Annotated in this window: 20 protein-coding genes; 11 read left to right on the top strand and 9 right to left on the bottom strand. The window is 63.3% G+C overall.

Features of this window, described 5'->3' with window-relative positions; genetic code table 11:
- Positions 1 to 185 precede the first annotated feature (185 nt).
- Complete coding sequence (locus O1A05_RS11020; RefSeq protein WP_270105258.1) at positions 186 to 608, bottom strand: DUF3099 domain-containing protein; 423 nt, start codon at positions 606 to 608, stop codon at positions 186 to 188.
- Between the two features lie 127 nt (positions 609 to 735).
- On the opposite strand from O1A05_RS11020, the gene O1A05_RS11015 reads away from it, so the two are divergent.
- The gene (locus O1A05_RS11015; RefSeq protein WP_270105257.1) at positions 736 to 1467 is read left to right on the top strand and encodes a beta-ketoacyl-ACP reductase; all 732 of its coding nucleotides are present in this window, start codon (positions 736 to 738) and stop codon (positions 1465 to 1467) included.
- Positions 1468 to 1471: 4 nt separating this feature from the next.
- Positions 1472 to 2254 carry an SDR family oxidoreductase gene (locus O1A05_RS11010; RefSeq protein WP_270105256.1) on the top strand — a complete coding sequence of 261 codons (783 nt, stop codon included), beginning with the start codon at positions 1472 to 1474 and terminating at the stop codon, positions 2252 to 2254.
- 73 nt (positions 2255 to 2327) lie between these two features.
- On the opposite strand, the gene serB is transcribed toward O1A05_RS11010, so the two are convergent.
- Positions 2328 to 3248, bottom strand: coding sequence for a phosphoserine phosphatase SerB (gene serB / locus O1A05_RS11005; protein ID WP_270105255.1), 921 nt, complete (start codon positions 3246 to 3248; stop codon positions 2328 to 2330).
- Between the two features lie 50 nt (positions 3249 to 3298).
- Here serB and O1A05_RS11000 point away from each other — a divergent pair, with 50 nt between their 5' ends.
- The 6 genes from O1A05_RS11000 to O1A05_RS10975 all read left to right on the top strand — a co-directional run bounded on the left by O1A05_RS11000 (position 3299) and on the right by O1A05_RS10975 (position 7664).
- Positions 3299 to 4150: an ABC transporter ATP-binding protein gene (locus O1A05_RS11000; RefSeq protein ID WP_270105254.1), complete on the top strand. Its 852-nt coding sequence runs from the start codon at positions 3299 to 3301 to the stop codon at positions 4148 to 4150.
- Between the two features lies 1 nt (position 4151).
- Positions 4152 to 4964 carry a sulfite exporter TauE/SafE family protein gene (locus O1A05_RS10995; RefSeq protein ID WP_270105253.1) on the top strand — a complete coding sequence of 271 codons (813 nt, stop codon included), beginning with the start codon at positions 4152 to 4154 and terminating at the stop codon, positions 4962 to 4964.
- Positions 4961 to 5875, top strand: a complete 915-nt coding sequence (locus O1A05_RS10990) for a TrmH family RNA methyltransferase (protein ID WP_270105252.1) — start codon at positions 4961 to 4963, stop codon at positions 5873 to 5875. Before O1A05_RS10995 ends, O1A05_RS10990 begins: the two co-directional genes overlap by 4 nt.
- 139 nt (positions 5876 to 6014) lie before the next feature.
- Positions 6015 to 6386: a TIR domain-containing protein gene (locus tag O1A05_RS10985; RefSeq protein WP_270105251.1), complete on the top strand. Its 372-nt coding sequence runs from the start codon at positions 6015 to 6017 to the stop codon at positions 6384 to 6386.
- A 10-nt stretch (positions 6387 to 6396) separates the two neighbouring features.
- Positions 6397 to 7383, top strand: coding sequence for a caspase family protein (locus tag O1A05_RS10980; RefSeq protein ID WP_270105250.1), 987 nt, complete (start codon positions 6397 to 6399; stop codon positions 7381 to 7383).
- The gene (locus tag O1A05_RS10975) at positions 7383 to 7664 is read left to right on the top strand and encodes a hypothetical protein (RefSeq protein ID WP_270105249.1); all 282 of its coding nucleotides are present in this window, start codon (positions 7383 to 7385) and stop codon (positions 7662 to 7664) included. Before O1A05_RS10980 ends, O1A05_RS10975 begins: the two co-directional genes overlap by 1 nt.
- Positions 7665 to 7808: 144 nt before the next feature.
- Here the strand turns inward: O1A05_RS10975 and O1A05_RS10970 are convergent, their stop codons facing one another.
- From O1A05_RS10970 to O1A05_RS15755, 5 genes are read right to left on the bottom strand one after another with little or no spacing between them, the layout of a single operon-like run.
- Complete coding sequence (locus O1A05_RS10970) at positions 7809 to 10745, bottom strand: type I restriction endonuclease subunit R (protein ID WP_270105248.1); 2937 nt, start codon at positions 10743 to 10745, stop codon at positions 7809 to 7811.
- Complete coding sequence (locus tag O1A05_RS10965) at positions 10745 to 11920, bottom strand: restriction endonuclease subunit S (protein WP_270105247.1); 1176 nt, start codon at positions 11918 to 11920, stop codon at positions 10745 to 10747. Before O1A05_RS10965 ends, O1A05_RS10970 begins: the two co-directional genes overlap by 1 nt.
- On the bottom strand, positions 11917 to 13410 hold the full coding sequence (locus tag O1A05_RS10960; RefSeq protein WP_270105246.1) for a type I restriction-modification system subunit M: 1494 nt from the start codon (positions 13408 to 13410) through the stop codon (positions 11917 to 11919). The genes O1A05_RS10965 and O1A05_RS10960 overlap by 4 nt, the downstream gene beginning before the upstream one ends.
- Positions 13407 to 14957 (bottom strand): type I restriction-modification system subunit M, encoded by a 1551-nt coding sequence (locus O1A05_RS10955; protein WP_270105245.1) that lies wholly within the window; start codon positions 14955 to 14957, stop codon positions 13407 to 13409. Before O1A05_RS10955 ends, O1A05_RS10960 begins: the two co-directional genes overlap by 4 nt.
- A 51-nt stretch (positions 14958 to 15008) precedes the next feature.
- Positions 15009 to 15596 (bottom strand): recombinase family protein, encoded by a 588-nt coding sequence (locus tag O1A05_RS15755; RefSeq protein WP_442867632.1) that lies wholly within the window; start codon positions 15594 to 15596, stop codon positions 15009 to 15011.
- A 213-nt stretch (positions 15597 to 15809) separates the two neighbouring features.
- Between O1A05_RS15755 and O1A05_RS10945 the strand changes: the two genes are divergently transcribed.
- Both O1A05_RS10945 and O1A05_RS10940 read left to right on the top strand, forming a co-directional pair.
- Positions 15810 to 16235 (top strand): TrmH family RNA methyltransferase, encoded by a 426-nt coding sequence (locus tag O1A05_RS10945; protein WP_270105243.1) that lies wholly within the window; start codon positions 15810 to 15812, stop codon positions 16233 to 16235.
- A gap of 91 nt (positions 16236 to 16326) precedes the next feature.
- Positions 16327 to 16584 (top strand): type B 50S ribosomal protein L31, encoded by a 258-nt coding sequence (locus O1A05_RS10940; protein WP_270105242.1) that lies wholly within the window; start codon positions 16327 to 16329, stop codon positions 16582 to 16584.
- 128 nt (positions 16585 to 16712) lie between these two features.
- Here O1A05_RS10940 and O1A05_RS10935 read toward each other — a convergent pair whose 3' ends face one another.
- On the bottom strand, positions 16713 to 17213 hold the full coding sequence (locus O1A05_RS10935) for a hypothetical protein (RefSeq protein ID WP_270105241.1): 501 nt from the start codon (positions 17211 to 17213) through the stop codon (positions 16713 to 16715).
- Between the two features lie 94 nt (positions 17214 to 17307).
- Between O1A05_RS10935 and O1A05_RS10930 the strand changes: the two genes are divergently transcribed.
- Entirely contained in the window at positions 17308 to 18372 is a 1065-nt protein-coding gene (locus O1A05_RS10930) for a lipoate--protein ligase family protein (protein ID WP_270107568.1), read from the top strand.
- On the opposite strand, the gene pepN is transcribed toward O1A05_RS10930, so the two are convergent.
- Positions 18338 to 21001, bottom strand: a complete 2664-nt coding sequence (gene pepN, locus O1A05_RS10925; protein ID WP_270105240.1) for an aminopeptidase N — start codon at positions 20999 to 21001, stop codon at positions 18338 to 18340. The genes O1A05_RS10930 and pepN overlap by 35 nt on opposite strands.
- Between the last annotated feature and the right edge of the window lie 24 nt (positions 21002 to 21025).

The raw sequence follows: 21025 nt of genomic DNA, 5'->3' as shown, positions 1-21025 counted from the left end.
GGCCAGCCACACCTTCCGGCGTTCCGGAGTGTGGATGCGAGGATTGTTCCACAACACCTTCCAGTGTGCCGCCTCTGTGCACCCACGACGTGAGCATTGCGGCGCGACTTCTTCTGGCTGCTGCCATGCCTCCGGGGACGAACCCAGGAGCCCTCCGAGCAGATCAATCTGCGGCCCCGGTTGCGTCATGGGTGCCCCCGCGGTGGTTGCTCGTCGTCGCGCGACCCTGCTTCCAGTTCACGGTGCTCGACGACGATTCCGGACACCACATCATCCTCCTCGTTACGGGGCGGTTGCGGCGTTGCCTGATGGGTTAGAGCGGGGGCGTCGACGGGGGACGGGGTCGTGCTGGTACGCACTTGACGGGTGTTGTTCGCCAGGACAACGGCTATGTAGGGCAGCACCATCGCGGCGATGAAGAAGGTCCAGCGCAACCAGCCTTCGGTGAAAACACCCAGAACAAAGCACACAGTACGGATGCCCATCTGGAACATATACCGGCGCATGCGCTCGCTCTGGTCTGCCGTCAGCGACGTCGAGGCACCGGAGATCTCGTAGACATCCGGGCGCGGATCGGGACCGCTGTGGCGCGGTGAGGTGGTCGGCACCCGGTCTCCAATGCTCGGCAATCTGACGGTGGGCTTCACCCATTGTTCCACTTTCGGCCGTACAGTGGTGGGAGATCATCCATGGACAAATCCATGAGACCCACCATGTCACTACAGGAGCATCGTGATGAGCACTGACCCGACCAACAGTCCCTCCCCGCGCACGGTTTTGGTCACCGGCGGAAACCGCGGCATCGGATTGGCGATCGCCCGGTCGTTCGCCGCCGCGGGCGACAACGTCGTCGTGACCTCCCGCTCAGGGTCGGCCCCCGAAGGCCTGGAAGCCGTTCAGGCCGACGTCACGGACGCAGCCTCGGTTGATCAGGCTTTCACCGAGGTCGAAGAGCGCTTCGGCCCCGTTGAGGTGCTGGTGGCCAACGCCGGAATTACCCAGGACCAGCTGCTCTTGCGGATGAGCGAAGAAGATTTCACGTCGGTTATCGACACCAACCTCACCGGCGCCTTCCGTGTACTCAAGCGCGCATCCAAGGGAATGTTGCGTATGAAGCGCGGCCGCGTGATTTTGATCTCCTCCGTGGTCGGCCTCTATGGTTCGCCCGGTCAGATTAACTATGCCTCGTCCAAAGCCGGCCTGGTCGGAATGGCCCGGTCGCTCACCCGCGAACTGGGCTCCCGCAATATCACCGCCAACGTGGTGGCTCCCGGCTACATCGACACGGAAATGACCCAGCAGCTCTCCGCAGAACTGCAGGACCAGTACAAGAAGGCCATTCCGGCCGGACGCTTCGCCGCGCCGGAAGAGGTCGCCGAAGTGGTTCGATGGCTCTCCAGCGACGCGGCGTCCTACATCAGCGGCGCTGTCATCCCCGTCGACGGCGGCCTGGGCATGGGACACTGAACCTATGAACGAAGCACAGCAGAACACTCAAGACCTCGCCGCCAAGGGCGCACTTGTGACTGGCTCCTCCCGAGGCATCGGCGCAGAAACTGCCCGCTTGCTCGCCGCACGCGGCGCCGGCGTGGTGGTCAACTACCGGCAGAAGGCTCCCCGGGCCAACAAGGTTGTGGCAGGTATCGAAGAGGCCGGCGGGCGTGCCGTAGCGGTAGGCGCCGACATCACCACCGAGGAAGGACGCCAGGCGATGATCAATGCCGCCGTGCAGTCCTTCGGCTCGCTGGATGTCCTCGTCCTCAATGCCTCCGGCGGCATGGAGTCCGACCAGGGCGAAGATTACGCACTGCGTCTGAACCGTGACGCTCAGGTGGCTCTGCTCGAGCAGGCCGCCGAGGTCATGCCATCAGGTAGCCAGGTCGTGTTCGTCACCAGCCACCAGGCACACTTCATCGACGACGTCCCCACCATGGACCTGTACGTTCCGGTCGCGAAATCCAAGCGCGCCGGAGAAGTCGCCCTGCGTGAGCGCATCCCCATGCTGGAAAAGCGCGGTATCCGCTTCACCGTGGTGTCCGGCGACATGATCGAAGGCACCATCACCGCCACCCTGCTCAACCGAGCCGAGCCCGGTGCCATTGAGGCACGTCGTGACGCCGCTGGTCGCCTGTACTCCGTCGAGGAATTCGCCGCCGAAGTAGCCGCCGTGGTCGGCCAGGATCTGCCCACCGGTCACACGGAATACGTCGGCGGTGCCGAAGACTTCCTCACCGCTGCCCGCAAGAACCAATAACGGATCGCCGGGAACTGAAGTCCACACAACAACACCGCCGTCGCGCATTTCAGCACGACGGCGGTGTTGTTTATCAAGGGTGGTTGAGTGAGAGCCCGAGCAGGGCCCGCACCACATCCAGACTCGGCACGTCCAAGCAGAGATCAGCATGCTCGCGCAGGGCTGGCTTCGCGCAGAACGCCACGGCGAAGCCTGCGGTATCTAGCATGTCGATGTCGTTGGCGCCGTCGCCCAGGGCCACCACCGCTTCCAGGGGGACACCCCGTTCCTTGGCCCATTGCTTCAGGCTCTCCCGCTTCGCTTGACGGTCAACCACGTCACCAGAGACACGACCGGTGAGCACCCCGCCGTCGATCTCGAGGACATTCGCCCGGTACCGCCACAATCCGGCCTGGGCCGCCAACGGTTCCAACACCTGCTCGAAGCCACCCGAGACCGCGCAGGCCGCGCCACCGGCGGCACGTACTGCGCTGACCAACTCGAGCGCGCCGTCGCTGAAGACCACCCGGTCCACGACGGCGTCGATCACCTCCACCGACAGCCCCGCCAGTGCCTCGACCCGATGATGCAGAGATTGCGCGAAATCCAGTTCGCCCCGCATGGCCGCTTCAGTCACTGCAGCCACCTCAGCCTCTCGGCCGGCGTGAGCCGCCAACAACTCGATGACTTCCTGCCGGATCAGCGTCGAATCGACGTCGAACACCAGCAGGGGAGCGTGTTCGGTGATCGCCGTGCGCACCGTTGCGGGCAGGAATGCCGCGTTCCAGCCGTCCTCCGTTTCCTGTGCCGCAAGCAACAGGGCCTCCTCGGCGTCCCATCGCCAACCGGTGAAGCCCACTCCGGAGACAACCTCGGCGGCCTGAGGCACTCCTGACGGAGCTACCGCATCCGGCGAGGTCGCGGGCGTAGCGGCCCGATAAACGAGCATGGTCCCCGCACTGAGATGGGATTGTGTTTCTGCTCGTGACGACTCATAAGGGCGATCTTGTGCCATGCCGTGGTCCTTTCCCGGTTTTCGGTGCTGTTCTAGCCTAATGTTTGAGTATGACCGAGTCTGCTTCTGCACCCACCCGTGCCGCCCACACCGTAGCTGCCCGTGACTATGTCGCTGCCGAGGACGCGGTGCTGGAGTATTCGCACGTCACGGTCCGACGCGGAACGAAAACCCTCCTGGATGACGTCAGCTGGACGGTGCGCGAGGGCGAACGCTGGATCATCATGGGGCCTAACGGCGCCGGTAAGTCAACCCTGATCAACATCGCCGCCACCCGGCTGTATCCCACCGAGGGCAACGTGGCAATCCTCAACGAGGTGCTCGGCGCGGTCAACGTCTTTGACCTGCGCCCGCTCATCGGATTGTCTTCGTCACTGTTGGCCGATCAGGTGCCCTTCCAGGAAACCGTGCTCGACGCCGTCGTGACCGCCGGTTGGGGTGTCACCGGACGCTGGAACGAGGAGTACGACAGCATGGACCTGGACCGCGCGCTCAGCCTGCTGCGCCGCTGGGGTGTGTCCGGACTCGCCGAGCGTCGCTACGGATCGCTGTCCTCCGGTGAACGCAAGCGCGTGTTGGCCGCTCGTGCCATGATGACCGACCCCGAGCTGTTGCTGCTCGACGAACCGGCCGCCGGGCTCGATCTGGCCGGCCGGGAGACGTTGATTCGCTCGCTTGCTCAGCTCGCCGCCGACGAGGTCGCGCCCACCCAGATCCTGGTGACGCACCACGTCGAAGAGGTCCCACCCGGTTTCACTCACGCCCTCCTCATGCGCGACGGCGCCGTGGTGGCCGCCGGACCGCTGGGGGAGACCCTGACCGAGGAACACCTCTCTGAGGCCTTCCGCCTGCCGTTGAAAGTGACCGAGCAGGACGGTCGCTACACGGCGGTGGCGCGCTGAGATGGAGTTATTTGGACTGGAATGGTGGCAGCTGCTCATCATCCTCCTCGCAGGATTCTGGGCGGGCACCATCAACTCCGTGGTCGGTTCCGGCACTCTGGTGACCTTCCCGGTGCTCGTCGCCATGGGCTACCCTCCGGTGACCGCGCAAATCTCGAACGCCATCGGCCTGGTGGCCGCAGGTGTGTCTGGAGTGTTCGGCTATCGTCGCGAACTGCGCGAATCCCGGCAAGTGTTGCCGATACTCACCTGCGCGTCGCTGCTCGGCGGCATCATCGGTGCACTGCTGCTGATCCTGTTGCCGCCCACCGTCTTCGGCTATGCCGCTCCGGCCCTGATCCTGGTGGCCCTGGCCTTTGTCATCTTCCAGCCGCGTTTGGCAGCCCTGGTGAAACAGCGCAAGTCCGCCGACGCCATCAATCCCACCATTGGTGATGTTCCTCAGCGACCCATCCAGCCCATTTTGTGGATTCTGATTTTCGCCGCGGGTATCTACGGCGGGTACTTCGTCGCCGCTCAGGGGGTGTTGCTCCTGGGTATCCTTGGTGTCTTCCTCGCCGGAAGCCTCGTGCACGCCAACGCGGTGAAGACCTGGCTGTCCTTGGCTGTGAACCTGATTGCCGCGGTCAGCTACCTGCTCTTCGCCTTCGACCGGATCGATTGGTCGGCGGTGTTGCTCATCGCGGTCTCATCGCTGATCGGCGGTCAGGTCGGCGCCCAGATCGGCCGACGGATTCCGCCGAACGTGCTGCGGGCCGTGATCGTGGTGATCGGCGTCGCTGGGCTGATCAATATGGTCTGGCGGTTGCTGTGAGCGACGGCGTATCCGCCGCGATTGAATTGAGCGACCCGTCAGACCCGCGGGTTGCGGCCTACTCCACCCTGAGCGACGCCGCCCTGCGCCGCACTACCGATGCCGAACACGGCATCTTCTTGGCCGAGTCCTCGGTGGTGGTTCGCCGAGCCCTGGCCGCGGGGATGCGGCCGGCGTCGTTCTTCCTGGCGCATCGGTACCTGGATTCCATGGCGGACGTCTTCGCCGCCCACCCAGACGTACCGGTCTACACCGGCACCGACGAGACGATGCAGTCCATCACCGGATTTCATCTGCACCGCGGAGCATTGGCCGCCATGTACCGCCCACAGGCTCGCAGCGTGGTGTCCGTGCTCGACGGGGCACGGCGGGTTGCGCTCCTCGATGACGTCGCTGATCACACCAACGTGGAGTGTTCCAAAGTATCCGCCGAATCTCCGCAGGTGGGAGGGTCGAAGCGCCGCTCGCGGATCGCGATCTTCGAGAACATTGTCGATCATACGAACCTTGGGGCTGCTTTCCGGTCCGCCGCGGCGATCGGCGTGGACGCCGTCCTCGTCACCCCGAGCTGCGCGGACCCGCTCTACCGCCGGTCGATCCGGGTCTCGATGGGTACTGTCTTCCAGGTCCCCTGGGCGCGCATCGACTCCTGGTCGGCGGACATCGACCTCATCAAGGAGCACGGGTACGTCGTGGCCGGGATGACGCTGGGGGAGGGTGCGATCACGCTTGACGAGCTGGTCGAGGAGGACCACCCGCACCTCGCGCTGGTGTTCGGTACCGAGGGTCACGGCCTGACGCGCCAGGCCGACCGTCGGCTCGACCGACGGGTGACGATCCCGATGATGCACGGGGTGGACTCGTTGAACGTGGCGGCGTCAGCTGCCGTGGCGTTCTATGCGACGCGGTGAGCGCCGCCCTGGCTCAGGACGCGGGGTGTAACAGCCACCTCCAGCCCGCATCGATGTCGGAGGTCATCGCTATGCTTAGGACAACGAGCTCCCGCGCGATCAAACTGACCGGGGCCCGTGCAGAATAGGAGAGCTGAGTATGGCCGAGAAGAAGATCGTGTTCGTAGCATTCGCAATTGAGGACGAACGTCAAAGAGATTTCCTGAAGGGGCAGTCTCTCAGCCCGCGGGCACCATATGAGTTCATTGACATGTCTGTGAAGGAGCCGTACGACTCGGACTGGGAGGAAAGGGTGCGTACTCGCATCCGCCGTTCTCACGGCGTCATCGCTCTCGTCAGCAAGAACTCACTTACCTCCAGCGGCCAGAAGTGGGAGATCCAGTGCGCCAGGGACGAGGGGAAGCCGCTGCTCGGCGTCTGGGCATATTCGAACGACCGCACCAGCCTCGCCGGCGTACGAACTGTCACATGGACTGACGCCCATATCGCTGGTTTCATCGACTCGCTCTGAGACGGTCGGCATGCGCAAGGCACTTATAGTCGGCATCGACTACTACGACCAGGTTGCCCCGCTTTCCGGCGCGGTGAATGACGCACTCAGCGTTAACGCGGTGCTTGAGCATCACGCAGATGGCACCCTCAACTTCGCGCAGCCCCGGCTGTTGACCGGCACGGGACCGAACTCGCCGGTGACGCGAGCCGATCTGCGTGCAGCAGTCAGGGAATTGTTCGAGGACGATGCGGACATCGCGCTGTTCTACTTCGCCGGCCACGGGTCGATCGACAGCACAGGCGGGTTTCTATGCGCGAGCGACTGCACAGCGGACGGCGATGGCATGCTCGCCCTGTCCGAGGTTTTGAAACTCGCCAGCGACTCGCGGGCGCGGAACAAGATAGTCATCCTCGACAGCTGCCACGGGGGCGTGGCCGGCGGCAGCGAGATCGCCGAGGACTACGCCGCACTAAAGGAGGGCGTGACCATCCTCACTGCGTCGACGGCGGATCAGTACGCCATGGAAACCAGCCAGGGCACCGGCGTGTTCACGAGCCTCATGGTCGACGCGCTCAACGGGGCGGGTGCGAATTTGGTCGGTGCCGTGACGCCGGGAAGCGTTTACGCGCACGTGGACCAGTCCCTTGGCCCATGGGACCAGCGGCCAGTATTCAAGACGAACATCAAGAAGTTTGTCTCGCTGCGAACGGCGGACGCTGCCGTTGAGCTCGGCGACCTTAAAATGCTCACGCGGCTGTTCGAGGATCCCACGCTTCGGCTCCCGCTCGACCCCACCTACGAGCCGGACCGGTCCGGTAGAGAGTCTGACTCGATCCCAGATCCCCACCCCGCGCGCAACGCAGAGTTCGCCGTGCTCCAGGCGCTCGCCAGGGTGAACCTCGTGCGGCCAGTCGGGGCGACGCACATGTACTACGCCGCTATGGAGTCGAAGTCATGCGAGCTGACCGTCCTTGGCCAGCACTACTGGCGGCTCGTGGACCGCGGGCTAATCTAATGCCGTCGTCCCGCCGTATTCGCGAGGTCTTGGAGAGCGAGGAGACGATCGAGCGGCTTGCTGCGATCGAGCACCTGAGGTGGGCGCATTGGCAGCGCTACCTCCACAGCCGGTGCGAGAGCCAGGCTGACGGCTCCCTCGTGATCCCCGCTGAACTGGTGGCACGCTGGGAGTCGCAGATCGACACGCCGTATACCCACCTGACCGAACCGGAGAAAGAGAGCGATCGTGAGCAGGTGTGGAAGTACCTGTCCACGGTGATCGAGACACTGACGAACTGACTTGGCGGTGGTGTGGCTCCGCGTGGTCCGAACGGCACGATTCGGACCGCATGCAGAGTTGAGACTCTTACCGGGCACGGAGAAGCGGCTGCTTAGCTTCAGCGGCTGGGGGCTTCGCGGGTCTGGGATGCACCTCATCGATCTCTAGTAGTACTCCCGGACGTAGCCGAGGGCTTTCTCGAAGACGTCGTTATCGCGAATCTTGAATTGGACGTAGAGGGTCTTCCGAAGTGCTTGGCGCACCTCTTGGTCGCCGCGGATCGTGGACTGCCACCCCTCGAAGCGGACCCCACGGACGACCTCGTCGATCCGGTTGACGACGTTCTCGACGATGATCGGGGTCTGATCGCCCTTGAGAGCGTCGAACAGCTCGGTTAGTGCCGCCTTGCCCTGCTCTTCGCGGGGCACCTCATCGGCTGCTTTCTCGGCAGCAACGGTGTCGCGGGCGAGTTCGAGAAGCTCTCGGAGGAAGTCGAGGCTGGACTGTTGGATGTCGGCGTAGCGCTCGCGCAGGTCGTTGAGTCGCTGGCCGAGTTCGACGAAGACCGGGTTGTGCAGGTGCCGGGCGATGCGTGCGGTGATCTGACGCTCGATTTCTTTGGTGGGGATGTCGGTGCCCCGACCGGTCATGAGGTCTTCGATCGTCTGAGCGTCGAGCACGATCGTCTCGGTGTTCTGCGGGATCTCGACGGCGACGTGCTCGTTGATCAGGTCGATTGTCTTGGCTCCGAGCGCGTGCCACACGAGTCGCCCCGTGATGTCTGAGGGGCGGACCGACTCGTAGACGTCCGTGAGCCAGCGGTAGTCGTCGCGATGCTTGCCCAGCATGGGGTCCGGACTGAGTGCCTCCCACAGCTGTGACACCACGCTGTAGGCGGCTCCGAAGGCGTCCTTCGTGACGTCGTCGGCGATCGCGGATTGCGCCTGGACGAGGCCTTCGTACCCGCCGACCGTGCGGTCGACCCCGGGGAAGAACGCGAGCGCGGCAGCCATGGCCGGCGCGAGCTGAGCCTTCAGTTCCTCGATGTTGGAGACGACCTCCCGGACAGCCCGCTCATCGAAGGAGAGGGATCGGGCGACGTCGTCGAAGATGCCGAGGTAGTCGACGATCAGGCCGTGGGTCTTGTCCGGCGGGTACACGCGGTTGGTGCGAGTGATCGCCTGGAGCAGAGTGTGCTCCTTCAGCGGCTTGTCCAGGTACTGGCAGTAGAGGATCGGAGCGTCGAACCCGGTCAGCAGCTTCGCCGTCACGATGATGATCTTGAGCGGGTCGGTCGGGTCATTGAACCGCGCGACAACCTGCTCCAGCTCCTCGGCACCTGGGGTCCACCTGGCCCAGTCGGGCGAGTCACCTCGGGTCTTCGACATGACGATGGTCGATGCCTCCGGCCCAAGGTGCTTGTCGAGCTCGTTCTTGTACGCGACGCAGGAGACCTTGTCATACGCGACGACTTGCGCCTTGAAACCCTGCGGCTTCACTTTGGATTGGAAGTGGGCGGCGATGTCGGCAGCAATCTTCGCGATGCGCGAGGGCGTCTTGATGAGTACCTCGATTGAGGCTGCCTTCTTCGAGAGGGTGATCTTGTCGCTCTCGGACAGGTCGCGATCCGTGGCGAGTTCCTCGAACGCCGCGTCGATGGACTCCTGGTCGATGTGGATTTCTGAGAGTCGTGGTTCGAAGTGCAACGGAAGGGTCGCGCCGTCGCGGATGGAGTCCTGGAAGGAGTACCGCGATAGGTAGCCGCCCTCGTCCTCGGGTGCACCGAACCATTTGAAGGTGTTGCGGTCGCGCCGGTTGATCGGCGTGCCCGTCAGGCCGAAGAGGTACGCGTTGGGCAGGGCCTCACGCATTTTCTGCCCGTAGTCGCCCTCCTGCGAGCGATGAGCCTCGTCGACCATGGCGATGATGTTCTGCCGGGCGTCGAGGACGCCGGATGCTTCGCCGAACTTGTGGATCGTGGTGACGATGATCTTCCGCGCACCCTGACTGAGTAGCGTCTGGAGCTGCGCCCGGGAGTCGGTGGAGACCAGCCCTGGAACATCGGAGGCGTTGAAGGTGCCCGTAATCTGGGTGTCGAGGTCGATGCGGTCGACCACGATCAGGATCGTCGGGTTGGTCAGCTCGGCCATCGCGCGCAGCTTGAGCGCAGTGAAAACCATGAGCAGTGACTTGCCCGAGCCCTGGAAATGCCAGATCAGGCCCTGCTTGACCCTGCCGAGTAGGACTCGGTCGACGATCAGGTTGGTCGCCTGGAACTGCTGGAACCGTGCGATGATTTTGATCTTGCGGTGCTTCTTGTCAGTCGCGTAGAGGGTGAAGAACCGCAGAAAGTCGAGCACTGCACGAGGAGCAAGGACGCCTTCGACGGCTTCTTGCACTGCTACGAGCCCGATCTTCGCCGGCGCATCCTCATCGGTGGGGTCTTCGCGCCAGGGGCCCCAGAGCTCGACCGGCATGCCGATGGTGCCGTAGCGGAAGTCCTTGCCCTCGGTTGCGAAGGAGAAGACGTTGGGCACGAAGAACTGTGGGACGCTTTGCTCGTAGTCATCGTGGATCTGCGCGGCCCCGTCGATCCAGGTGTAAGCCGGCCGAATCGGCGTCTTCGCCTCACCGACGACCAGGGGCAGCCCGTTGCACCACAGCACGAGATCGAACCGCTTCTCGAGCCGACCCTGTTTGAAGGTCACCTCGGTCGAAACGATCCACTGGTTCGACGAGTCCTCGTCGATATGGTCGAAGTCGATCAGCCGAACCGTGGTGTGTTCGCCGTTCGGCCCGAACGGCATCGACTTCTGCCCGGTCAGCCACGCCATGAACTCCTCGTTGGCGACCACCGGGTGCGGGCTGTTACGCGCCGCGATCAGGATCGCGCGGAGGTTGTAGATGACCTCGTCCGCCTTCGCTGGATCAGACTCGATCTCCGGGTTGAGATTGATCAGCGCACCTTTGAGAACACCTTCGAGCAACACCTCGTCGGTACGACGCGGCAGTTCGGTGCCCGGCACGAACTCGATATCGATGGACGTAACCAGGTCGCGGATGAAGTCGCGGACGGAGTTCGCTTCGTTGAACTGCGCCATCAGTTACCCCTAAAGATCTCGTCAAGGAGCGATGCACGGACCGATTCGAGGGCGATCGCCTCAGCATCGGTTGCCGTCACGCCGTCCCGGACCAACTCGAGTTCATTCAGAAGCTCGGCTTGTTCAGCGACACTGAAGCGAGGGATCGAGAGGCTGCGAATCTGCGACTGAGAGATATTCTTCATCGCAGCCCCGGTCCCAGTAGCCATCGCGTTGATGGCGGCGCGAGTGCGGCGCGTAAGGAGGAACTCTCGGAGGAAACCGGCGCTCGCAAGCGCAGGATCTACCTCCAAGCGGAGAGTTTTGTCGCTCAGCATCAGGTTCGGGTAATCCGCGTCGACAATCGCCGGGCGTCCGACGTATGCAGAGGTGTTTGCACGGGTGATCAGCAGGTCACCCGCACGAACCGCAAAATGCGGCATAAAGCTAGCTTGGTCGAGGAGCTCCTTATTTTCCGATCCAACGAATCCTTCGGCTCCTACTGCACTGACTTTAAGAACCCCACATGTGTCAGACGCAGCCGGCGCAGTGCCAGCAGCGAGACTGCGGCCAGCCGTGATCCCAGTGATGGTTTCGCCTAGGGTCGCGGACCAAGGACGAGCCTCAAATCTCTGGTCTCGGACCAGTTGCGCCAGCGCGACAGTCGCAGCACGCTGTTTGTCAAGCTTCCGCTTCTGGGTTTCGGTAGCCCAGAGGAGGTCGGCGATTCGCTTCTGCTCGTCGAGTGCTGGGAGATCGAACTCGAAGTCCTTCAGATCACGCCAGTTCGTGCGCGGTGACAGCGAGCCGGCAGATGTGCCGAGAGCATGCTCAAAAAAGCCGTTCGACTGGACTAGGAACGGAAGCAGGTCTCCGCGAAGCTGCGTCTCATCGGCCTCGAAGGTGTAGATGTCACCGGAGCAGATGGCGTCGAATTCGGCGTAGGCGACCTTGCGCTGGTATGCGCGACGCTTACCGAAGAGCGTCTGTCCGGGCTTCACGCGTCGCGTGAAGGTGGTGCCGTCCTCTGTAGAACTCCACCGGCTGACCTTCAGCTCGCCCGGGTCCATATGCTCCATCGCAATGATGCGGTCGATACCGGCCAATTCGAGATCTCGGACGGTCTCATTGACGTTGCGCACCACGTCGCCGAAGGAGACACGCTTCCAGTTCGACTTGTCGAGGTTGAGGCTCACGCGGTCACCTCCGCTCGCAACAGCGCGAGAACGTCAGCGACTGATTCATCGGATACTTGGGCGGCAGCTCGCCACTGGTCCACGGCATCGCTGACATCGACATGCTCACCGACTTCCTTTGCGGATTCTCCGGAAACGTATAGCGGGATCGCGAGGCTGTGGTTCTTCTCTGCAATCTGGTCAAGGGGGGCCACAGCTGCGAAGCCGTCCTGTGGCTCGAAGCCGCGGTAGGCGTCCAGGATCTTCTGTTGGTGCGACTCGCGGAGGAAGGACTGTGCCTGTTCGCGGGCGACCTCGTTCACGGCGTTGATGAACAGCACCTTGCCCTGGTGCTTGGTGGGCTTGGCTGCGCGGAGCGTGACGACCACGGCCTCCATAGGACTGTTGTAGAAGAGCCCTGCGCCGAGCCCGAGGACGCACTCGATCAGGTCGGATTTCACCAGTGCTTCACGCAGGGCTGCCTCTTCGCGTCGGAAGAGCACGCCGTGGGGGAAGAGGATCGCAGCGCGGCCCGTATCGGGGTCCAGACTCTTGGCGATGTGCTGGAAGAACGCGTAGTCGGCACGTCCTTGCGGCGGGATGCCCCAGACGTTACGGCCGTACGGGTCCTTGGCGAACGCGGTGCGGTTCCACACCTTGATGGAGTAGGGCGGGTTTGCCAGCACGACGTCGAACGTCTGCAGACGGCCCTTGCCGTCGAGGAATGCCGGTCGGCTGAGGGTGTCGCCGTGGGCGATGTGGCCGTCTGTGATGCCGTGCAGGAACAGGTTCATCCGTGCGATGGCGGATGTTCCGTAATTGAGCTCCTGGCCGTAGAGGCGCAGATTCCGCCACTCCTTGCCCTGCCGCTTCAGTTCGGCGGCGGTGGAGATGAGCATGCCGCCCGTGCCGCAAGTGGGGTCGTATACCGACTCACCCGGCTGGGGCTCGAGCATCATCGTCATCAGGTGCACGAGCGTGCGGTTGGTGTAGAACTCCTGCGCGGTGTGACCGGAGTCGTCCGCGAATTTCTTGATCAGGTACTCGTAGCCGTTGCCGAGCTCGTCCTCGGGCAGGTTGGCGATCGAGAGCGTCTTGGTGGAGAAGTGCTCGATGAGGTCGGCCAGAGTCGAGTCTGGGAGCAGGTCCTTGTTGCCCCAGTCGCCGTCGCCGAAGACGCCGGGGAGTGTGTCGGGGTTGGCCTTCTCGATGGAGCGCATGGCGTGCAGGAGTGCCGCGCCGATGTTCTGCGTGACGCCGCGGATGTCTTCCCAGTGGCAGCCGTGTGGGATGGCGAAGCGGTGGTTCTCTGGGAGGTCGGCGAGCTCCTCGTCTTCGTATACATCCATCGCAGCGGCGTGCTCCTCGTCGTAGACGTCGGAGATCCGCTTCAGGAAGACCAGCGGGAAGATGTACTGCTTGTAGTCGCCCGCGTCGATCAGCCCACGGAGCACGATCGCCGCGCCCCACAGGTAGTTCTCGAGTTCGCGCTGCGTGATTCTGGTGCTCATACGGACAGCCCCCACTTCGCCAGCTCGGCCTCCAGCGCAGCACGCGTCGTGGTCGCCTCGGCGTGCGCCGTTTCGAGATTCGCGAGAGCGTCCGCGAGCGTGAGCTTCTCGCCGCTGTCAGGAGGCGCGACGTACAGCGGGATGTTGAGGTTGTAGTCGTTGCTCTCGATCTCGGCCAGGTCGACGACACGGGAGCGGCCCTCGATGTCAGCGTAGATCTCATAGGCGTCGAGGATCTGCTGGGCATGCTCGGGTTCGAGGGTGTTCTGGTTGCGTCCGCGCTTGAACAGGTCTTCACCGTTGATGAAGAGCACCTTGCCCTTCTCGTCTGGTTGCTTCTCCTGTCGAAGGATCAGCACACAGGCTGCGAGGCCCGTGCCGTAGAAGAGGTTGGGGGCCAACCCGATGACCGCGTCGACGAGGTCTGACTTGAGCACGTGGGTGCGGATCCGCGCCTCAGCGCCCTGCCGAAAGAGTGCCCCCTGGGGCAGGACGACGGCGACACGGCCCGTCTTCGGTTTCGCCGAGGTGAGCATGTGCTGGACCCAGGCCCAGTCGGCGTACCCCTTCGGCGGGACTCCACCAAGTGCGTTCCGTCCCCACTTGTCGGACGCCCACTCCGGCTCACCCCAGTTCTTGAGCGAGAACGGCGGGTTGGCGACGACACAGTCGAACTGCGCGAGGTTGTTGCCCGTGTAGAAGGCTGGGTTGCGCAGCGTGTCCTCGCGGACGATCTTGAAGTCTTCGACGCCGTGGAGCAGCAGGTTCATTCGCGCGATCGCCGAGGTCGCTAGCACCTTCTCCTGGCCGTAGAGCTTGCCCCACAGGGTTTTGGGGCTGCCGCCGGCATCTTTCACGTGCTCGATGACCTCGATCAGCATGCCGCCGGTGCCACAGGCCGGGTCGTAGACCGTCTCACTCTCGGTGGGATCGAGGATGTTGACGAGCAGGCCGACCACCGAACGCGGCGTGTAGTACTCACCGGCCTTCTTGTTCGACTGGTCGGCGAACCGCTTGATGAGGTACTCGTACGCGTTGCCGAACACGTCGGGCGGGACCGCGGCGTTGGTGAGTGCCTTGCTCGAGAAGTGCTCGATGAGGTCGGCGAGCTTGCGATCGGGCAGCTTGTCCTTGTTGGTCCAGCTGGCGTTGCCGAAGATGCCGTAGAGCGTCTCGGGGTTGGCCTTCTCGATCTCACGGAAGGCGGTCTGCAGCGCGGTGCCGATGTTCTCGGTGTGGCTGCGCACGTCGTCCCACAGGCTGCCCTCGGGGATGGCGAAGCGGTGGTTCTCCGCGAACAGGGCGAACTCCTGGTCGCCCCCGGACTCGTCGAGGGCTTGGGCGTACTCCTCGAGGTAGACGTCGCTGATCCGCTTGAAGAACATCAGCGGGAAGATGTACGCCTTGAAGTCGGCCTGGTCGATGCTGCCTCGCAGAAGGTCAGCCGCGGCGGCTAGGTACTGCTCAAGCTCCGCCAGCGTCAGCGGATCGCTCCCACCGTGGGGTGGCAATGCCCGCGCTGCCGCGCGTGCCTCATCCTCGGTCATCCGTCTCCTAGCTATTGCTCCACCACGCGATAAAGGCGCTACCGACTCAGCTCATGGCCGAGGGGACAACGTCCCCTGACTACACCCTAGTTGCGTCAGCACGCGGTGGGTGGTTCCGATCGACACGCCAGCGCTTCCGGCGATGCTGCGCAACGACTCGCCTCGATCTCTTCTCATCCTAATCTCGAGCTGCGTCTCGTCACTAATGATGCGTGGTCGACCGTGGCTGACTCCTTGTTCCCGCGCTGCTTGGATGCCGGCCCGGATGCGGGAGCTTTGGAGCTCTCGACGGAGTTGCCGGAGCTCGCGGCTGTCAGGGAGGAGCTCAGAGTCTCCGGTGTGCTCGCCCGCGGCGAGGCCGTTGAGGACCTTCACTATGACCCCTCGGTCAACCAGGTCCAGTAGTGTCTCGAGCCCGTCGACCGTGCTCGTGCTCAGGCTTCGTGCGTGGGTCACGGTAAGCACATCTCCGTCGCCGACCTCCGCCACAGCAGCGAGGAGCCCGGGGCGGTTATTGATCAGGCGTCGACGCGATGCTGTCTGCTCGAAGAGACGCGAGCAGATCGGCTCGAGTGCTTGCCGTTGCAATCTCGCTTCCTGAGAGTCTGCCCCGTCCCGGACGAGTCCTATGAGCGCCATCAGCCCAAGCTCAGGTCGCTGCTGCGCAGTCGCAGCATGGCAGTGCGTGGGGGAGTGAGGTGCATAGGGTTTATTGAACACTCCTAGTCGGCCGACAATGACGACCGAGTGGCCGTAATTACCTTCTGACCTGCGGAGACGTAATGCTCAGTTCATCGGTGCGTCGACCGGAAGGAACCGAGCTCACGGGTCCGAAACACTCCAGAACACTTTGTGACCGCCTCCAATGTGGGTGCCATCTTCCGTTCCGCCACCGGAATGGGCGTCGACGGCATTCTGCTCAGCCCGCGCAGCGCAGACCCGCTCTATCGACGCGCCATCCGGGTATCCATGGGCACCGTGTTCTCCCTGCCGTGGGCCCGCGTCGAGCACTGGGAGGACACCCTCGCCGGCATGTCCGATACCGGGTGGACCGTGGCCGCACTGGAGCTCACGGAGCAATCCGTCGATCTTGACGACCCGACCCTCGCCGCCCGTGACCGGCTCGGACTCGTGCTGGGTGCGGAGGGAACCGGGGTCAGGCCCGAGACCTTGGACGCCTGTGACGTCCACGTGAAAATCCCGATGTATCGGGACGTCGACTCCTTGAACGTGTCGGTGGCCGCCGCAGTCGCGTTTTGGCAACTGCGTCCTGTATAGTAGCTAGCTGGTCGAGAATCCCTTCCGGCCGAAACCACACGTCTCTTTCGTGCCTCTGGCAAAATCCAGGCGCACCAGCGAAGGATTACTCATGAAGACTGATATTCACCCGGATTACCAGCTGGTGATCTTCAACGATCTGGCCTCCGGCGAGAAGGTGCTGACCCGCACCACCGCCACTTCGGACAAGACCATGGAGTGGGAAGACGGCAACACCTACCCCGTGATCGACGTTGAGATCTCGGCAGCATCCCACCCCTTCTACACCGGCAAGCAGCGCATCATGGACACGGCTGGCCGTGTCGAGCGCTTCAATGCTCGCTTCAAGGGCTTCGGCGGCAAGAAGTAGTCGCCGTATCCGGCATCAGTCCGGATCAACACGCTGTCCACGGCGGTCGCTCTCATCGCGAGAGCGGCCGCCGTTGTCGTGGGCACCGAGATGTCCTGGTTGTCCTATGTGATTTCCGCGGAACGTCGCTACTCACCCAGCACGGGGTAATACCCAGTGCCCTGAGCGTGATCCTCATCGTGCGTACGCACCGGACCACCGGGTCGAGAATCCAGCCAAGCGAACACCGCTGCCATCGACATCGAGAAAACCATGATGACGGCGGCCGGGTTCGACACGGCAGACTCCGCACCCTGCCAGCCTTCGCCGAGCAATACCGAGACCACGGCGGTCGGCCCTGCAGCCTCATCGGGCAGGAACAACCCGAGGACCAAGCCCCACCCCAGGGCAAAGAAGAACCAGGCGGATGCCCGCGCGCTGATGACCTGCTTCCGGCGCAGCGGCACCGCCAGCGCCATGATGCCAGCGATCAACAGCACCGGAACCAGAGTCAGCACGTAAATCAAAACATGCGATCCATCGGTGCCAACCAGGTGTCGGGAAAAGCCGACCCACGCGGCCACCGCCGCCAGTGCTGGCCAGCCCACGGTTTGGGTGAACCGTCGCCAGGCGGACACAGGGCGGTTCACAGGCACAGTCGCAGGAGGTGTATCAGGTTCCGTGGGCATGACCCATATTCTATCGATCGATCTGTCGTAGTCTGGACGGGTGACTGCAGATTCAATGTCCTTACAAGACCGCCACGGCGAGTACAAGGTTCCCGGCGGCAAGCTGGTCATTGCCGACCTGAGCGTCCGCAATGAACTCATCGAGTCCGCCCGCATTAACGGGGACTTCTTCCTCGAACCCGACGAGGCCCTCGACGACATTAATGCCGCGATACGCGGGATGAAGACGGACACCTCGCACGCCGATCTGCGCGCCGCCCTGGACGCATCCTTGCGTGACGACGCGGTGCTGTTCGGTTTTGATACCGCAGCCATCGCCACAGCCGTGCGCCGCGCTACCGGGTATGCCACCCGCTGGCAGGACCACACCTGGCAGATCATCCGTCCCACACCGCTGCCCATCATGACCCAATTAGCACTCGACCAGATCCTGACCGAGGATGTCGCAGCCGGTCGCCGCGCACCGGCCATGCGACTGTGGCAGTGGACCCACCCGGCCATCGTCATCGGTTCTTTCCAGTCCTACGTCAATGAGGTCAATCCCGAAGGCGTCGCCAAACACAACGTCACCGTGGCCCGCAGGATCTCCGGCGGGGGCGCCATGTTCATGGAGCAGGACAACTGTGTCACCTATTCGCTCTACGCCCCCCTCTCTTTGGTCGACGGCATGAGCTTCAGCGATTCCTACCCGTTCTTGGACGCCTGGGTGATGCAGGCGCTGGCGGACATGGGGGTGGAGGCGTACTACAAGCCACTCAACGACATCGCCACCCCGCAAGGCAAGATCGGCGGTGCCGCACAAAAGCGACTTGCGCGCGGGGGACTGCTGCACCACATCACCATGAGCTACGACATCGACGCCGACAAGATGACCGAGGTGCTGCGCATTGGTCAGGAAAAGCTCTCCGACAAGGGCATCCGTTCAGCGAAGAAGCGGGTCGATCCATTGCGCCGCCAGACCGGGCTCAGCCGCCAACAGATCTGGGACGTCATGATCAACGAGTTTCGGACCCGCTACGGTGCCGAGGTCGTCGAGCTCGACGATGACCTAGTGCAGCGTGCCGAACAACTGGCAGAAGAGAAGTTCAACCGGCCGGAGTGGACGCACCGCGTTCCATGAGCTGAGCGTGCACCGCTCGGCGCAGATCCTCGAGTTCTTCGATGATCACCCGGCGTAGCGTGTGCGCAGCCTGCGAGTGTTCGTCCAGCCACGACTGGCCGGCCACCACCACAGGATGCTCCTCGGCCACCGCGACCCCGTCCGCCTCTGCATCGTGGTATCCGGGAAACAGCCCCTCGATCGTGCGGGTTGCAATACCGATGGAGCGTCGCGTCCAAATCTTTTCCAGACTCGACCAGAATTCCGGTTCGAATCCCGAAATCAACTCCGGTCGCGACGCGGTGACGCCTTCCGCCGTTGCCGACAGCAGGTCATTGGACAGCGTCTGCCCTTCCGCGTCGATGCCCGTGAGCACCGCATGCCAGGCGGCGTCCCTCACTGTGGCGATGGGCTGGGAGCTCACCGCCGTACGGTGCCAAACTCGGGTCATGGCATCGACCTTGACCTCCAGCTCGGTGTCCAGGCGTGCCTGATCCACTCGACCTTGTGCAGCCAGGGCAATCAGGGCAGCCCAGCGCACCTCATCGTCCACGCGCAACCCCGGCGCCGAAACCCACCCCTGTTCGCGAGCGGTGCTGGCGAGCTGCTCCATCTCGTCCAGCAACACCCCGGATCCGCGTGCCAGCAAAGTCAGAGTTCTCACCGCCGAACGCTGCCGGTCGGACCCGTCACCCAGCTCCGTCAGCGAGGACAACAACACGGCACCCCAGCGTTGCGCCCACTCTGCTCTGCGCTCAGCAGGAAGATACCGGTGAAGCGCGGTCACACTCTGCCGTAGCACGCCGGCGTGTAGCCCCACATCATGTAGCTCATCCGAGACCGCCACGACCCCTTCGAGGTAACGCTCCGCCGGCATCCGTCCGTCACGCACGGCATTCCACAGCGATGCCCATACGGTGGCCGAAGCCAGCGGGTCGGCAAGTGGGTGCTTCAGCACGGCAGCTAACGAGTCTTCGTCCAGATGCACGACGGCGTAGCTCAGGTCATCATCGTTGAGCAGGATCACCCGGTCTGTTGCGGCGCTGATATCCACCTCGGTGATCGGCTGCGCGGCGGCTCCGACCGTAAGTTCGTAGCCGTGTTGGGCCGTCCGGGTGAGCGCCCCCTCGTCGTCGAGCTCGTACCGGCCCACCCGGAACGTATGCGGACGTTGCGGGGCCTCGCCACCACGGGGATCTGGGTTCTGTTGGTGCACCACGGCTCCCGTGCCGTCCTCGGACCATGACAGGTGAGTTACCCCAGCGGCCTGCAACCACACGCGAGACCAGTCCTGCATCGGCCGTCCCGAAGTCTCGGAGAGCACCGCGAGAAAATCGTCGAGGCTGGCGTTACCCCATCGGTACCTTTCGAAATATATCCGTGACGCCGCATTGAAAGCATCTTCGCCCACGTGAGCCACGAGTTGTTTCAACACGGAAGCACCCTTGGCATAGGTGATGCCGTCGAAGTTCTGGCGCGCCGCCTCCAGGTCAGTAATATCAGCAACGATCGGATGCGTGGTCGAATACTGGTCCTGTACATAGGCCCACGCTTTGCGGCGGTGGGCGAACGTGGCCCAAGCACCCTCGAACCGGGTGGCCCGGTCCACCGCCAAGGTACCCATGTAGTCGGCGAAGGACTCTTTCAGCCACAGATCGTCCCACCAACGCATGGTCACCAAGTCTCCGAACCACATGTGTGCCATCTCGTGCATGATGGTGGTGGCCCGGGCCTGCCGTTGTGCTTCGGTCGCCTGTGAGGTGGGGATATAGTGCTCGGTGAAGGTTACCAGTCCCGGGTTCTCCATCGCGCCGAGGTTGTATTCGGGCACGAACGCCTGGTCGTACTTCCCCCAGGGATAGGCCACCCCGAACAGATCGTGGAAGAAATCCAGCCCGGACCGAGTGATCGCGAAAATCTCCTCGGTATCAACGTGTTCGGCCAGCGAGTCACGGGCGAAGATGCGGAGATTGATGGGATCCGCACCGGACTGTGGGTGCCCGTCCCATCGATCTGTCCACTGCCGGTAAGGCCCGGCCAACAGCGTGGTGATGTAGGTGGATTGTGGGGGAGTCGCGGCAAAGTCCACGGTCGCCACACCCTCGTGGATCGTGTGCGACATCTCGTCCTGGTTGGAGGCCAGCACCCAGTCTTCCCGACCCTTCAGGTGGAAGGTAAAGCGGGCCTTGAGATCCGGTTGCTCGAAATTCGGAAACACCCGCCGCGCATCGGCCGGTTCGTACTGGGTATACAGATAGACCCGCCCATCTCCTGGGTCGCGGAAACGGTGCATGCCCTCGCCCGACGTGGAGAAGTAGCTGGCGGATTCGATTCGTACCTCGTTGTGTTCCTGCAGTCGAGGCAGCAAAATACGCGCGGCCCCCACCGCGGTCTCCAGCGGCAGTTCCTTACCGTTGAGCACCACTCGGTGCACCTCGGCGTGGAGGGAATCCAAGAACGTGGTGGTGCCGGGGACATGGCAGTCGAATCGGATCACCGTGGCGACAGGGTAGGTGTCCTCGTCCAGATTTTCGGCCCGACTCAGATCGACGGTGACATCGTAGTCAGACACGGTGACCAGTGTTGCTCGGGTCTCCGCCTCATCGCGGTGCAGGTTTTTGTGATCCAGATCAAGCTCAGGGGAGGTCATCCCTCTATTGAACCATCTCTACAC

This window comes from Citricoccus sp. NR2, assembly GCF_027594385.1.
In the GTDB taxonomy this organism is placed as follows: Bacteria; Actinomycetota; Actinomycetes; order Actinomycetales; family Micrococcaceae; genus CmP2.
This window is presented reverse-complemented; position numbering and strand designations above follow the sequence as displayed.